This is a genomic window from Aestuariimicrobium sp. Y1814, from assembly GCF_050113895.1.
GTDB lineage: Bacteria > Actinomycetota > Actinomycetes > Propionibacteriales > Propionibacteriaceae > Aestuariimicrobium.
On the sequence record NZ_JBNJRW010000023.1, the window covers coordinates 1 to 14,047 of the forward strand.

Genomic DNA, 14,047 nt, shown 5'->3' on the forward strand with positions numbered 1-14,047 from the left:
ACCTAGGTCGACCACGCGCAGTAGCGCGGTGAGCGCGTTGATCGTCGCGGTGCGCTCGGTGCTCATGTGGTCGCGGGAGGCCAGCAGGACCTTCACGGCAGCGCGAATACCTTCGTCGGCGCGCGGTTGACGCAGTTGCGTCTGCTGCAGCGGGAGCGCTGCTGCGGCGATGCGGCGCGCATCCAGCGGGTCGGACTTGCCGATGCCGCGGTTCGCGCGAGCGTTCATCCGCGGGGCCTCGACGACGGTGTGTCCGGTGTCTGCTGCAGTGCGGGCAAGGCGTGCGCCGTAGGTGCCGGTGCCCTCGATCACCCACAGCGTGTCGAGGTCCCCTCCGGTGCGGCGCCCGACCCAAGACACCGCGCGTGACAAGCCTGCTGCCGTTGCGGGAAACTGAGCCTCATCGACAATCTCGCCCGTCGGGCAGGCCAGGATCGAGACAGCGTGGTTGCGGGCGTGGGTATCCACGCCGATGACGAACGGGCGGGTATGCGCGACGATAGCCATGGCGATCGACGCTCCTCTCTTCGAGACGGACATGGTCACGGTCGCCAAGCGGCCGGCACGGGTCCGGGAAGAGGTCACTTCGGGGCGAATCTGTGATGGGCCACGGCCCGAGGGCCGGGCAGTCTCCTGATGAGGTCACCGAGGTGGGCCGGACGGTGTCGGCCGCACCGACCCGGGCGGACAATTCAACGGGAAGACACCGCAAGCGGGCCAATTGCTTCGAGAGTCACACCCGGTTCGATACGACCGACATCCATCCTGACCGGCCAGTCCCAGACCAGCCAGATCCAGACTCACAGATTGCTTCGGAGGCCCCTGACTGCGATCTTTGCCCCACGACAAGGAATGCAACCTCGGTGGGCCCTGCCGCCCTGCAGTCCTTGCATGGGAGCAAAGAATGCACGTCAGGGGCTGGGCAGCGTCCCCGGGGATCGCGAACACCGACAGTTGTGTCACAGCACCCCGCTAGCCTGTTCCCCATGAGTCGACTCTCCTCGTTCCAGCCGCCCGCCGTGTCCCTGGTCACCACTGCCTCGAAGGCGGTCGGGGTGACCGTGGTCGGGTTGGCGACCTCCAGCAAGGACGAGCCCACCCTGCTCGGCGTCAGCGCCGCCACCGCCAAGGCCGTCCAGAAGCGCCATGGTGTTGACCTGGTGGCCCTGGCCGAAGACCTCGGCGCCAAGGCCGAACTGGGCAAGGTCACCGTGCTGCCCGCCATCGACGGCGAGCGACTGGTCGTCGTGGGCGTCGGGGTGGTCGACGTGACCCCCGACCAGGTTCGACATGCCACCGCTGCGGCACTGCGCAGCATCCAGGCCAATGACCGAGTCGAGGGCCCGGTGGCGATCAGCCTGGAGCTCGTCGACCCCGAACTGCTGCAGGCCGCCGCCGAGGGCGCCGTGCTGGGGGCCTACGCCATCGACCGGCAGGGCTCCTCCCCCCGCAAGGCACTGCCCGACCTCGAGGTGGTCAGCACCAACAAGTCGGCCGACGCCAAGCAGGCCGTGCAGCGTGCCGAGGTCATCGCCGCCGCGGCCGCCACCGCCCGCGACTGGGTCAACGCGCCGCCGAACCAGCTCTACCCCGAGAGCTTCGCCGCCGACATCGCGGCCCACTTCAAGGACGTCAAGGTCAACGTCGAGGTGCTCGACGAGAAGGCCCTGACCAAGGGCGGCTACGGCGGGCTGATGGCCGTCGGTGGCGGTTCGTCGCGCCAACCCCGCCTGGTGCGCGCCGAGTACGCCCCCCGCGGCGCCCGCCAGACGCTGGCCCTGGTCGGCAAGGGCATCACCTTCGACTCCGGCGGCCTGGACATCAAGCCCCCCACCGGCATGTACGACATGAAGTGCGACATGGCCGGCGCTGCTGCGGTGATGGCCGCGATCGGCGCCATCGCCCGGCTGGGCCTGCCGGTGCGGGTGATCGGCTACGGCGCCCTGGCCGAGAACATGCCCTCGGGTGCGGCCTACCGCCCCAGCGACGTGCTCAGCATCTACGGCGGCACCACGGTCGAGAACGCCAACACCGACGCCGAGGGCCGGCTGGTGATGGCTGATGCCCTGGCCCGCGCCAGTGAGGACGACGCCGACCTGGTCGTCGACATCGCCACCCTCACCGGCGCCTGCATGGTGGCCCTCGGCAAGCGGATCGCGGGCTTGATGGCCTCCAATGACCTGGCTGCCGACGCCGTTCTGGACGCCGCGGAGGTCGCCGGCGAGTCGATGTGGCACCTGCCGATCCCGGCCCACATCGCCGAGGGGCTGAAGTCGAAGATCGCCGACGTGAAGTCCTCCGGTGACCGCCACGGCGGCGCGATGGCCGCGGCCGCGTTCCTACGCCACTTCGTGCCCGACGATGCCGACTGGGCCCACATCGACATCGCCGGGCCGGGCTGGAACGACGGCGAACCGCACGAGGAGATCCCCTCTGGTGGCACCGGCTTCGGCGTCCGCACCCTGGTCGCGCTCGCCCGGGCGATGAGTCTGTGAGGAACCAATGACTGAGCACCGGCACGACCTGGTCATCCTCGGCGCGGGTTCCGGCGGGTACGCCGCCGCACTGCGCGCCAGCCAACTCGGCGTTGACGTCGCGCTGGTCGAGGCCGACCTGCTCGGCGGCACCTGCCTGCACCGCGGCTGCATCCCGACCAAGTCGTGGCTGCACGCCGCCGAGGTCGCCGACCACGCGCGTGAGGGCTCGTCCATGGGTCTGCGGACCAGCTACGACGGGGTGGACGCGGCAGGTGTGGTCACCTGGTCGGAGGGCATCGTCGACCGGTTGTACAAGGGCTTGGGCGGGCTGGTGAAGACCTCCCCCGGCCTCACCCGCGTCGAGGGCTGGGGCACCCTGGTCAGCGACCGGGCCGGGCTGGGCGTGCAGGTCGGCGACCGGGTCGTGCGCGGACGAAACGTGCTGGTGGCCACCGGCGCCCGCCCCAAGACGCTGGGCCTGACCATTGACGGGCAGCGGATCCTCACCAGCGAGCACGCGTTGAAGCTGCAGGAACTGCCCTCGACCGCGCTGGTGATCGGCGGCGGTGTGATCGGCGCCGAGATCGCCTCGGCGTGGCGCTCGCTCGGGGTCGAGGTGACCATCGTCGAGGCGCTCGACCGGCTCGTCCCGGCTGAGGAGCCCGACATCTCGAAGGCGCTGCTGCGGGCCTTCACCAAGCGCGGCATCACCACCCGGTTCGGGGTCAAGGTCACCGGTGCGACCGCCGGGGCGAACTCGGCGACCCTGGTGCTCGACGACGGGTCGCAGCTGTCGGCCGATGTCGTCCTGGTCGCAGTCGGACGAGAGCCGGCCACCAACAATCTGGGTCTCGCCGAGGCCGGCGTGACGCTGGACCGGGGTTGGGTCCGGGTCAATGACCGGCTGATGACCTCCGTCCGTGGGGTTTTCGCCGCCGGCGACGTCGTGCCCGGCCCCCAGCTGGCACACCGCGGCTTCGCCCACGGCATGTTCGTCGCCGAGGTGGTCGCGCACCAGTTGGGCAAGCTCGACATCTCCCCCACGCTGCCGCGTGACACGGACCTGCCCCGGGTCACCTACGCCAACCCCGAGATCGCCTCGGTCGGCCTGACCAAGGCGGCAGCCCAGCGGATGGGTGAGGTCACCAGCTTCGACTACCCCCTGGGCGGCAACGGGCGCAGCCTGATCAAGGGCACCAGCGGCTTCGTCCGGGTGGTGCGGCTGGTCGACGGCCCGATCGTCGGGGTGCACATGATCGGCCAGGGCGTCAGCGAGGTCATCGGGGAGGCGCAGTTGGTCACCGGCTGGGAAGCGCTGCCCGAGGATGTCGCCGAACTGCTGCACGGCCACCCGACCCAGGGCGAAGCGTTCGGCGAGGCCTGCCTTGCGCTGGCCGGACGCCCACTTCACATGCACGCCTGAGCCTTGCCCGCTTGTCGCGGGGCTGCACCCGTGTGCAAGTGGGGCTAGGCTGACCACTGACACCTCAGCAAAGGAGCCTCCACCGTCATGTCGACTGAAGTCACCCTGCCTGCACTGGGCGAAAGCGTCACCGAAGGTACCGTGTCCCGCTGGTTGAAGGCCGTGGGTGACACCGTCGAGGTTGACGAGGCGCTGCTGGAAGTCTCGACCGACAAGGTCGACACCGAAATCCCGTCGCCGGTCGCCGGCACCCTGCTCGAGATCCGCGTCCAGGAGGACGAGACCGCCGAGGTCGGTGCCGTGCTCGCCATTATCGGTGATGCCGGTGAGTCGGCCGGTGCGCCCGCTGCCGCCCAGGAGCCGGAGCAGGTCGCCGAGACCCAGGAGCAGCAGGCCGTCGTCCCCGACGAGCCCGCCGCCCCCGCCGAACAGCCCGCTGCTGAGGCTGCCCCCGCTGCTCCCGCCGGTGCTGGTGGTTCCGGCACCGAGGTGACCCTGCCCGCCCTGGGTGAGTCGGTCACCGAGGGCACCGTGTCGCGCTGGCTGAAGGCCGTCGGTGACTCGGTGGACACCGACGAGGCCCTGCTGGAGGTCTCGACCGACAAGGTCGACACCGAGATCCCGTCGCCGGTCGCCGGCACCCTGCTCGAGATCCGCGTCCAGGAGGACGAGACCGCCGAGGTCGGTGCGGTGCTCGCCATCATCGGTGACGCCGCTGCCGCCGAGGCTGCCCCGGCGCCCGCCGCGCCGCCTGCTCCGGAGCCGGCGCCGGCTCCTGCTGCACCCCCGGCGCCTGCTGCACCCCCGGCGCCCGCTGCCCCGCCCGCGCCCGCTGCCCCCCCGGCACCTGCGGCCCCGCCTGCTCCCCCGGCCCCCGCGGCGCCGGCTGCTCCGGCTGCCCCGCCCGCGGCTCGTCGCGCCGAGGGTGACACCGGCTCCTACGTGACCCCGCTGGTGCGCAAGCTCGCCGCCGAGCACGGCATCGACCTCGCCGAGGTGAAGGGCACCGGGGTCGGTGGCCGCATCCGCAAGCAGGACGTGCTGGCTGCCTCCGAGGCCAAGAAGGCCGCCGAGGCTGCCCCCGCACCGGCTCCCGCTGCTGCCCCGGCATCTGCGGCGCCGGTCCCGGCTGGTGCGGACGCCGCCAAGCGTGGCACCACCGAGAAGATGAGCCGCATGCGCAAGACCATCGCCGCCCGCATGGTCGAGTCGCTGGCAGTCTCGGCCCAGCTGACCGCCACCGTCGAGGTTGACCTCACGGCGATCTCGCGCCTGCGTGCCCAGCACAAGGACGAGTTCAGGGCCCGCAACGGTGCCTCGCTGAGCTACCTGCCGTTCATCACCCTGGCCGCGATCGAGGGGCTGAAGGCCTACCCGAAGATCAACGGGACGATCGACACCGAGGCCGGCACGATCACCTACAACGACTCCGAGGATGTCGGTATCGCGGTCGACACCGATCGTGGCCTGATGGTGCCGGTGATCAAGAACGCCGGTGACCTGAACTTGACCGGCATCGCGAAGAAGATCGGTGACCTGGCTGCCCGCACCCGCGCCAGCAAGGTCACCCCGGACGAGCTGACCGGTGGCACCTTCACCGTCACCAACTACGGCTCGGCGGGCACCCTGTTCGACACCCCGATCATCAACCAGCCGCAGGTGGCGATCCTGGGCACCGGTGCGCTGGTGAAGCGTCCGGTCGTCGTGGAGGACCAGTTCGGTGGGGAGACCATCGCGATCCGCCACATGATGTACATCTCGCTGACCTACGACCACCGCCTGGTCGACGGTGCTGATGCCGCCCGCTTCCTGTCGGCGGTCAAGGCCCGCCTGGAGGCCGGCGACTTCGACGCCGAGCTCGGCGCCTGATCAACACTCCCGTCGGGGAGCGAAGGGGCCCGGTCCATCTGGACAGGGCCCTTTCGTCGTTCAGAACACGGTCGCATGTCAGGACCACTCCCCCAGATCGTCCCAATCCCCCACCTCCGGGGGGATCGAGGCATCTGGCGGAGGGTTCCTGTCATCCGAGGGGCCCGGAGCCCCCAGGCGCCGCTGGTACCGGCGGATCTGGTCGGGCATGTCCTCCAGTGTCGCCACGCAGTACCTGAGCACGGTCCAGCCAGCGAGCACCAGCGTGTTCTGGCGCCGAATGTCGCGGGCGAGGTCCTCCTTGCTGCGGTGGTATCGCCATCCGTCGAACTCGATCAACAACTTCAGGTCGGGAATGGCGACATCGGCGTAGAAGACCTCCCAGCCCACCTGGATCCGATAATTCCCGCGCCAGTGCCGGAAGCGGTGCTTGCGCAGCAGCGCGTGGCCCTGGCGCTCGAGCTCCGACCACGGGTTCTCCCGGCTTTCTTCCAGGAGTCGGAGGCGCGACTGGTTCCCGCTGCGGCCAGGGGTCAACCTGAGCGCCTCGTGGAGCCCCGACAGGGTGACTGCCTTGCGGCGCAGCCCCTCATCGATCGCCTTGCCACCCATTGTGGGAATCAGGTCCAGGACAGTGAGCTCGGGAGTCGTCATTGCCAACAACTCCCGTTCGGTGCGCAGTTGTGGGGGCACCACGGCACGTGAGTGCTTCAGCCAGTCAGGCGGCTTGTCGACCCGGGCGCCGGTCAGGTGCACCTCATTGACGTCGAGATCGTCCCAGAACTGCAGCTTCGCCGCGGTGGGGCCGCAGAGCACGGCCCTGGGAAAGCGCAGTTGGCAGGCATGCACGCGGTGCAGCCAGGTCTCGTGGTCATCAATGGAGTACACCCCCGGCAGGATCCGTCGGCGCCGGCCCCGCCTGGCCAGGTAGTCCAGCCGCACCCTTTCCGGCTGCGAGAGCTGCGAGCGAAGTACGAGTTGGTCCCTCATGGACCGGTTATGGGGCCAGTGCGCCGCGGATGCTCAGTCATCCACAGGGCATTGACTCAGGATTCCTCCCCCAGTTGGGCCAGAGACCGGCCAGGGCGGGGCACGGGCAATCTGGGGGAGGATTCCTGAGTCATCACTTCACTCGGCCCCCGGGTTGCGCCGAGCGATCTCGACGGTCAGCGCCGTCGCGAACCCACACCAGGCGGCGTACAGGCCCAGCGCCCGGCCCCAGCCACGGCTCTCCTTCCCGACCCGTCGGGCCAGATCGGCACTGCTGAGCGCCAGCGCCGCCGCATTCGCCTGCGCAAGGCGCAGGTCACGGCGCGCGAAGAAGGCCCAGCACCACCCTGCGTTCAGGGCCAGGTTCAGCACGAGTGCCCGCTTGAGGCCCGGCCGTGCGGCCCCGCCCGCGGCGACCCGCCGGGCTCGCCGCGTCAGCGCCGAGGCAGACCCTGCCGCGATGATGGCGTACAGCGTGGTCCACGCGATGGGGAAGGCAGCCGGCGGCGGCTGCCAGTCGGGTTTGTCCAACTCCTGGTACCAGTCGGACGAGGTGCCCGACGAGGTCGCGACTCCTCCCACCACAGCCGTTGCCGCCACCGCGACGGAGGCGCCCAGCAGCTTAGGCAGGTACTTCGGTGCATTCTGCATGGTTCGAACCTACGTGCTGGGCGAGAGAAGAGCTGGCCGCGGCCAGATCAGCCCACCTCCAACCATGGCGAAACAGTGTTATTGACGACAAAATTCTCCCAGCCGGCTCAGCGAGAAAGGGGCGGTCCGATGAATCCTCCGAACAACACCAACGATTCTTCGAGCAGCGCGTCGAACCGAGCGGGGTTCCTGGGCAGTCTGCCCTCGATTGTGCTGGCGGCGGCGTTTGCCTTGTGGCTCGTCCGGCACCCGAGCGGCGCCAACGCCGTGACCCTGGCCCTGGGCTCGGCGATCGCGCTCCTGGTCATCACGCACCTGGTCCTGATGTCGCGGACGAGTGGTACTGCGCCCGGGCGGGGGCAGGTCTTCGCCCAGTTGTTGCTGGTGTGGCTGTGGACCTTCCTGGCGGTGGCCCTGGGTGGCCTGCTGATGGTGGCGGTCCACACCGGCACGGGCACCTTGCTGGTTTCCACCCTGAACGTACGCATGCTGCTGGTGGGGGCGGTCGTGGCCGGCTACGTCGTGCTCGTCCTGGCCGTGCGATACCGCTGGATCCTGGTGCCGAGCATGGAACTGGCGACCGGTGCGGTCACTTTTCCTCTTGCCCCCGAGGACTACCCGACGATTTCGCTGCTGTCCGACGGCTACTTCCTCCACCAGTACCTGGCGGAACGAGCCAAGTGGCTCGATGACATCACCAGTGCGCCGGACGCCGAGCTCGCCTTCCAGACGACCCGCGCCATCGCGGCGGCCAATGGGAACACGTCCCTCGACACTGCCCGGAAGGCACTCGAGGGCTCATTGGACGGCTCCGTCACCTTGACCCCAGCACGTGCAAGGCAGCTCATGCAGCAGGTCGCCCTGACCACCCTGGGCGAGGAGCGGCGACGGTTCATCTTCCTGATGAAGTTCCAGAACCAGCTGTGCGTCTGGGCATTCATCTTGCTCGCGGCGGTGGCCGTTTTCGGGGCCTTCGGTTGGGCCGGGCCGATGGGCGTCGCCGCGGTCGCCGCCATCATCTTTCGCATCCGCGACGCGACTCCCAGCGGCGACCCGAAGGTCTACGACGGCGGGCCGCGGTGGATGGCGTTGTTGCTGACCCCGCTGGTGGGCGCCGTCTCGGCCGTTCTCGGCCTGCTCGTGATCACCGCTCTGACGGCGCTCGACCTGTTCAGCGACACGGTGAAGACTGCCTTGGGAAGCCTTCCCGGGTTCACGCTGGACCCACAGCCGCCCCCGTTCAGCGGGTTCGTGCTCGGCGCGGCCATCGCGTTCGGCTGGTCGGCGAAGCTCCTCGACAACCTGCTGAAGAAGCTCACCGACACCGTAGAGGCGGCGGCCGCCAATGGGAATGATCCCACCGGCGGCGGCAACGCTGACGACGACCCACAGCCGGGGCAGGACTCGCCGGCTGAAGGTGATGCCGACGACCACCAGGGCGCCAAAGATGCGGCACAACAGTCCCTGGAGGCTTCCATACCGGAACCCACCGTGCCAGAGGACCACCAGCAGTGATGTTGTCCGCTCCAGACAAGGTGTTGTCCGAGGGCAGGCAGGTGTTGTCGATCCGGCCGCAGGTGTCGTCCGTCGCGCACACCGGCAGGTGATCTGCCCCGCCCACCCATGAGGCTCGAGGCACACAGAAGGAGCCGCCATGCCTCGTCCTGCCCCTACCCACCGCCTGGTCGCCCTGGCCATCGTGATCGCGCTGCTGGCCGGATGCACCGGCAGCGACGCCAGCACCGCACCAACCCCGTCGACGACCGGTTCACCCACGACCAGCGCAACGCCGCAAGCCACCGCGACCACCAGCCAGAGCCCTTCGTCCGCCGGCTCGAGCCGGCCCACGCCGAGCCCGACGGAGACCGTACCGCCGGTGAGCAAGGAACTGCTCGCAGAGGCCAAGGCCGTCTACGGGGCGGGCTTCGCGGCAATCCGCAAAGCCCGCGCCGAGGGCGGATTCAGCTTCGACGACATCCCACCTGACTACCCGAAACACCTGATGGGTGGAACGCTGATGAATGCCGTCATGCAGGCCGCCAACCTTCACGACGAGGGCCAACGCGAGTACGGCAAGGTGGAACTGGTCAACGTGCGCCCCTATCCGGCCATGGACGCCGGGTCCCTGGTCGCCCTGACTGGATGCAGCAGCAAGACCGAGGTGCGGGTCGCCGACGAGAAGGGCTACGGCCGCGACGAGTCGAGTGAGCAGCAGGTGGTCTACCTCAAGCGTGATGACGACGGCCTGCTCAAGATCGCCCAACTGGACACCATCCAGGTCACCGCTTGCACACCCACCTCAGCCGACCCGAAGGTGGTTGCCGAAGCCACCAAGGTTTACACCACGGTCTTTACCCTGTTCGAGAAGTACCTGCTCGGCGACGGACTGAGTCCCACTGCCTACTCCACGAGTGGTTTCGGGCCCTACCTGGGCGGGGAGGCACGCAACGCCATCATGTGGGAGCTCGAATCGCGCAGGGCCAATCAGATTCACTACGACGTTGGCGCCCCCGCGAAGCAGGGCAAGATCACCGAGTGGCCTCGACGGCTCCGCGGCTCGGTGGTCGCTCTCACCAGTTGCTATGACCGTTCCCACATCCACCTCGGCAACAATCTGTATCGCCAGCCACCGCGCATCTACTTCGCCCATTTCACCCGCGACAAGGCCGGCAAGCTCCGCATGACAAGCCTCGACTGGATCTACGCCGACGCCTGCGCCTGACCCACCGTCCCTAGGATGGGCCCATGACCGACTTCCTGTCCGGTGCCGGCAACGTCGTGCTCGCCTTCACGAGCCTCATCATCCTGGTCGTGCAGACCTGGCTGCTGGGCGCCGCAGTCCGCCGGGTCCTGGGGGTGCGTACCGGCATGGTGCGCACCCTGGTGGTCAGCTTCATCAGCCTGCTGGTACTGCAGGGCCTCGGGGTGTGGGCCGGCACCAGTGGCCGGCTCGCGGAGATCGCCACCGAATCACCGGGGCAGTTCGCCGCCTTCGCCGGGGTGATCGCCCTGTGGACCTTCGCCGGGGCCGCGGCCGTGCTGGTCGGCCTCGAGGTGCTGCTGCCCACCGGCAGCCTGCCCCCGCTGCGGCACGTGTTCCTGGGCTGGGGTGGCCGCTGGCGCCGTGCCCGCCGCAACACCGCGATCATGACCATCGCCGCCAAGCACGGCCTCAGCGCCCAGCTTCGCGGGTTCGGACGCCGCCGCGGCAGCCACGAAGAGACCGCCCGCGCGCTGCGCAGCGCCCTCAACGAGGCCGGGGTCACCTTTGTCAAGCTCGGCCAGATGCTCTCCACCCGGGCCGACCTGCTGCCCGAGCCCTACATCCGCGAACTCAGCACCCTGCAGAACCGCGCCACCCCCATCCCCTGGGACGAGGCCGCCGCCGTCATCAAGGCCTCGCTGGGTCGCGACCCGGACGAGGTGTTCGCCCAGGTCGACCGGACCCCGATCGCCTCGGCCTCCCTGGGACAGGTACACCGCGCCACCCTCACCGACGGGCGAAACGTGGTGATCAAGGTCCAGCGACCCGGTGCCGCCGAGCAGGTCAGTACCGACCTGGCCACCCTGGAATCACTCGCCGCCCAGCTGCAGTCGTCCACCCGGTGGGCGCAGCGGCTGGGGCTGACCAGCCTGGTCGGCGGGTTCGCGACCTCACTGCGGGAAGAGATCGACTACCGCGTCGAGGCGAGCAACACCGCGGCGATCGCGGCCAGCGTGGCCGATCGTCCGAGGGTGAAGGTGCCCGGCATCGTCACCGAACTCAGCAGCGACCGGGTGCTGGTCATGGACCGGCTCGACGGCACCCCGCTCAGCCAGTCCGCGGCGCTGGTCGCCGAGTTGGCCCCCGAGACCCGCCGCGCCATGGCCGACGACCTGCTCGGGGTAGTGCTGCACCAGGTCTTCCAGTCCGGCACCTTCCACGCCGACCTGCACGCCGGCAACCTGATGGTCTGGCCCGACGGCACGGTCGGGCTGCTCGACTTCGGGTCGGTCGGACGACTCGACGCCGCTTCCCGCCAGCAACTGGTGCACCTGCTGTGGGCGATCGACCGGGACGACTCGACCGCCGCGATGGACGTGCTGCTGGTGCTGCTCGACCCGCCTGAACGGGTCGACGAACGGGCGCTGCGTCGCGACCTGGGAGCGTTGATCACCCAGGTGCGCGCCGGGGGCGGGTCCATGGAACTGTTCGGGGCGCTGATGGGCATGGTGGTGCGCCACGGGTTCCGGATCCCGCCGATGCTCGCCGCCGCGCTGCGCGCCCTGGGCGCCCTCGAGGGCACCTTGTCGGCGCTCGACCCGCAGATGGACCTGGTCAGTTCCGCGCGCGAGTTCGGGTCCTCCATGGTCGGTGAGGTCACCCCGGCCACCCTGAAGCAGGAGGTCACCAACCGGCTCGCGCAGATGATGCCGCTGCTCGACCGGATGCCGCGCTCCCTGGCCAGGATCACCGAAGACCTCGAGGACGGCAGTTTTCAGGCGCATGTGCGGGTGATCTCCAACCCGGATGACCGCCGCTACGCCACCGGCCTGGTGCAGCAGCTCTCGGGCGCACTGCTCTCAGCAGCCGCAGTGCTGGGCGGGATCCTGTTGGTCACCTCCAGCAGCGGGCCGGCGTTCCTGCCCGGGGTCTCCTTGATGGCAGTCTTCGGTTACCTGCTGACCTTCGCCGGGTTCGTGCTGGCGCTGCGGGTGGTCGTCCAGATGTACCACCGCCCGGAATAACCCGACCCCGACCCGTGTTGGCGCAAGTGTAGAACTGATTGACGCCGCAACCACAGGAGGGCCCAGCGTGACCACCGTCGCAGTGCTTGGTGTCGGACGAGTGGGCTCCGCATTGGCCCGCGCCCTGGTGGCCGCCGGGTACCGTGTGCACGTCGCCAGTTCCCAGCCCGGCGCCGAGATCGCGCTGCTGACCGAGGTCGTCATCCCGGGAGCGACCGCACTCGATGCCCCCGACGCCGTGCGTGAGGCCGACATCGTGGTGCTCGCGGTCCCGCTGCACAAGCACACGACGGTCGACCCGCAGCTGCTGGCCAGCAAGGTCGTGGTCGACGCGATGAACTACTGGGCCCCGGTCGACGGCATCATCGCCGACTTCGAAGACCCCGGGACCACCAGCAGCGAGGTCGTGGCCCGCCACTTCGCGCACTCGCGGCTGGTCAAGGCGTTCAACCACATCGGCTACCACGACCTCGAGGAGCACGCCACCCCCAAGGGCACCCCCGGACGACGGGCCCTGGCAGTCGCCTCCGACCACTGTGACGCGGCCATTGCGGTGGCCGACCTGGTGGACCGGATCGGCTTCGATGCCGTGCAGGCCGGCCCCCTCGCCGCCGGTGCTGCCCTGGAACCCGGCACCGCCGTCTTCAACGGCAGCTTCACCGCCCGGGAACTCGCCGACGCCATCGAGCTCGACGCCGCCCGCCTGGCCGGCTGACCCTCACCCGAGCCCGAGCCCGGCCCCCAGCGGGAAGCGCTCCAGCACCTCGTACCGGCTGCCCCGGTCGGACAGGTGCGACTCGACCAGCGCCAGTTCAGAGGCCCGCCACGTCCACCCCGGGAACGCATCGACCAGCTGCACCCAGCGGGTGGCGTCGAAACCGCGCCGCGCACGGGCCAGGGTCAGGTGCCCCCGGAACCGCGCCCCGTCGGGGGATGCCCCCACGTGGGAGGCCACCCCGCGGCACGACGCGGCTAGCGCCGCCAGCTGTTCATGCCCGTCGGTGACGGCCAGGGCGAGCAGCTTCGCCCGGCCCACGTCGGGGAAGCACAGTCCGCCCTCGACGCGCACCTCGAAGGCGGGCATCCGCGCGGCTGCCTCGTCCAACCCCGCGACCAGCGGCTCGACCACCCGCTCGGGCACCGAGGCCATGAAGCAGGTGGTCAGGTGCCAGCCCTCGGCGGCGGTCCAGCGCCACACGTCGGCGCCGGCCTCACGCCGTGGTTCCAGCCAGGTCGTCAGGTCCTGCACCACCTCCGGGTCGGGCAGGATCGCGGTGAACAGTCGGGCTCCCATCCACCGCACTCTACGCAGCCACGGTCCACCGGCACCCGGTAGCCTTGCGGTGATGAATGACCAGCAGCACCCCGCAGGCCTCGAGTTCCAGTACCTCGGCTTCACCGAGGACCCGCCGCGGCTGTCGCCCTACCTGCCCACCTGGGACTACCAGCGTGAGGTGCTGGCGCGGGTCGCCTCCCACGAGATCTGCAACCAGGTGCTCTACGTCGAGCACGAACCGGTCTACACCGCCGGCCGCAAGACGCTGCCCGAGGAACGTCCCTTCGACGGCACCCCGGTGGTCGACGTCGACCGGGGCGGCAAGATCACCTGGCACGGCCCCGGCCAGTTGGTCGGCTACCCCATCGTGTGGCTGCCCGGCCGCATCGGCGTGGTCGACTACGTGCGCCGCCTCGAAGAGGCGATCATCCGCTACCTCACCTCGCTGGGGTTGACCTGTGGACGAGTGGCTGAGCGCACCGGCGTCTGGGTTGCCGGCGATGCCCTGCGCCCCGAGCGCAAGCTGTGCGCGATCGGCATCCGGGTCAGCCGCCGCACCACGATCCACGGGTTCGCCCTGAACCTGATCAACTCCACCGGCGGGTTCGACAACATCATCCCCTGCGGCATCAG

Annotated in this window: 12 protein-coding genes; 8 read left to right on the forward strand and 4 right to left on the reverse strand. The window is 69.6% G+C overall.

Going from position 1 to position 14,047, the window contains the following annotated elements; translation table 11 throughout:
- Positions 1-507 (reverse strand): IS110 family transposase (locus ACQE3C_RS15075; protein WP_434539951.1); only part of this gene is annotated, 507 nt, incomplete at its 3' end.
- A gap of 479 nt (positions 508-986) precedes the next feature.
- On the opposite strand from ACQE3C_RS15075, the gene ACQE3C_RS15080 reads away from it, so the two are divergent.
- The 3 genes from ACQE3C_RS15080 to sucB all read left to right on the forward strand — a co-directional run bounded on the left by ACQE3C_RS15080 (position 987) and on the right by sucB (position 5,769).
- Positions 987-2,495, forward strand: coding sequence for a leucyl aminopeptidase (locus tag ACQE3C_RS15080; RefSeq protein ID WP_434539952.1), 1,509 nt, complete (start codon positions 987-989; stop codon positions 2,493-2,495).
- Between the two features lie 7 nt (positions 2,496-2,502).
- A complete protein-coding gene (locus ACQE3C_RS15085) occupies positions 2,503-3,900 on the forward strand; it encodes a dihydrolipoyl dehydrogenase (RefSeq protein ID WP_434539953.1) in 1,398 nt (465 codons plus the stop codon).
- 87 nt (positions 3,901-3,987) lie between these two features.
- Entirely contained in the window at positions 3,988-5,769 is a 1,782-nt protein-coding gene (gene sucB / locus ACQE3C_RS15090) for a 2-oxoglutarate dehydrogenase, E2 component, dihydrolipoamide succinyltransferase (protein ID WP_434539954.1), read from the forward strand.
- Between the two features lie 78 nt (positions 5,770-5,847).
- On the opposite strand, the gene ACQE3C_RS15095 is transcribed toward sucB, so the two are convergent.
- Together ACQE3C_RS15095 and ACQE3C_RS15100 are read right to left on the reverse strand one after the other, a co-directional pair.
- Positions 5,848-6,759, reverse strand: coding sequence for a DUF559 domain-containing protein (locus tag ACQE3C_RS15095; protein WP_434539955.1), 912 nt, complete (start codon positions 6,757-6,759; stop codon positions 5,848-5,850).
- Between the two features lie 138 nt (positions 6,760-6,897).
- Positions 6,898-7,410: a TspO/MBR family protein gene (locus ACQE3C_RS15100; RefSeq protein WP_434539956.1), complete on the reverse strand. Its 513-nt coding sequence runs from the start codon at positions 7,408-7,410 to the stop codon at positions 6,898-6,900.
- Between the two features lie 129 nt (positions 7,411-7,539).
- Here ACQE3C_RS15100 and ACQE3C_RS15105 point away from each other — a divergent pair, with 129 nt between their 5' ends.
- From ACQE3C_RS15105 to ACQE3C_RS15120, 4 genes are all read left to right on the forward strand, one after another.
- Positions 7,540-8,925, forward strand: a complete 1,386-nt coding sequence (locus ACQE3C_RS15105) for a hypothetical protein (protein WP_434539957.1) — start codon at positions 7,540-7,542, stop codon at positions 8,923-8,925.
- A 139-nt stretch (positions 8,926-9,064) separates the two neighbouring features.
- Positions 9,065-10,132, forward strand: coding sequence for a hypothetical protein (locus ACQE3C_RS15110; RefSeq protein ID WP_434539958.1), 1,068 nt, complete (start codon positions 9,065-9,067; stop codon positions 10,130-10,132).
- 23 nt (positions 10,133-10,155) lie between these two features.
- On the forward strand, positions 10,156-12,138 hold the full coding sequence (locus ACQE3C_RS15115; protein ID WP_434539959.1) for an ABC1 kinase family protein: 1,983 nt from the start codon (positions 10,156-10,158) through the stop codon (positions 12,136-12,138).
- A gap of 67 nt (positions 12,139-12,205) precedes the next feature.
- Positions 12,206-12,853: an NADPH-dependent F420 reductase gene (locus ACQE3C_RS15120; protein WP_434539960.1), complete on the forward strand. Its 648-nt coding sequence runs from the start codon at positions 12,206-12,208 to the stop codon at positions 12,851-12,853.
- 3 nt (positions 12,854-12,856) lie between these two features.
- On the opposite strand, the gene thpR is transcribed toward ACQE3C_RS15120, so the two are convergent.
- A complete protein-coding gene (thpR, locus tag ACQE3C_RS15125) occupies positions 12,857-13,432 on the reverse strand; it encodes an RNA 2',3'-cyclic phosphodiesterase (RefSeq protein WP_434539961.1) in 576 nt (191 codons plus the stop codon).
- 52 nt (positions 13,433-13,484) lie between these two features.
- Here thpR and lipB point away from each other — a divergent pair.
- The coding region (lipB, locus tag ACQE3C_RS15130; RefSeq protein ID WP_434539962.1) for a lipoyl(octanoyl) transferase LipB at positions 13,485-14,047 on the forward strand (563 nt) is incomplete at its 3' end.

What these genes read in the sequence shown, in the direction of transcription:
- ACQE3C_RS15115 (WP_434539959.1), top strand. Translation starts at nt 10,156, where the DNA reads ATGACCGACTTCCTGTCCGGTGCCGGCAACGTCGTGCTCGCCTTCACG.
- ACQE3C_RS15105 (WP_434539957.1), top strand. Translation starts at nt 7,540, where the DNA reads ATGAATCCTCCGAACAACACCAACGATTCTTCGAGCAGCGCGTCGAAC.
- ACQE3C_RS15095 (WP_434539955.1), bottom strand. Translation starts at nt 6,759, where the DNA reads ATGAGGGACCAACTCGTACTTCGCTCGCAGCTCTCGCAGCCGGAAAGG.
- ACQE3C_RS15080 (WP_434539952.1), top strand. Translation starts at nt 987, where the DNA reads ATGAGTCGACTCTCCTCGTTCCAGCCGCCCGCCGTGTCCCTGGTCACC.
- ACQE3C_RS15110 (WP_434539958.1), top strand. Translation starts at nt 9,065, where the DNA reads ATGCCTCGTCCTGCCCCTACCCACCGCCTGGTCGCCCTGGCCATCGTG.
- sucB (WP_434539954.1), top strand. Translation starts at nt 3,988, where the DNA reads ATGTCGACTGAAGTCACCCTGCCTGCACTGGGCGAAAGCGTCACCGAA.
- ACQE3C_RS15085 (WP_434539953.1), top strand. Translation starts at nt 2,503, where the DNA reads ATGACTGAGCACCGGCACGACCTGGTCATCCTCGGCGCGGGTTCCGGC.
- thpR (WP_434539961.1), bottom strand. Translation starts at nt 13,432, where the DNA reads ATGGGAGCCCGACTGTTCACCGCGATCCTGCCCGACCCGGAGGTGGTG.
- ACQE3C_RS15100 (WP_434539956.1), bottom strand. Translation starts at nt 7,410, where the DNA reads ATGCAGAATGCACCGAAGTACCTGCCTAAGCTGCTGGGCGCCTCCGTC.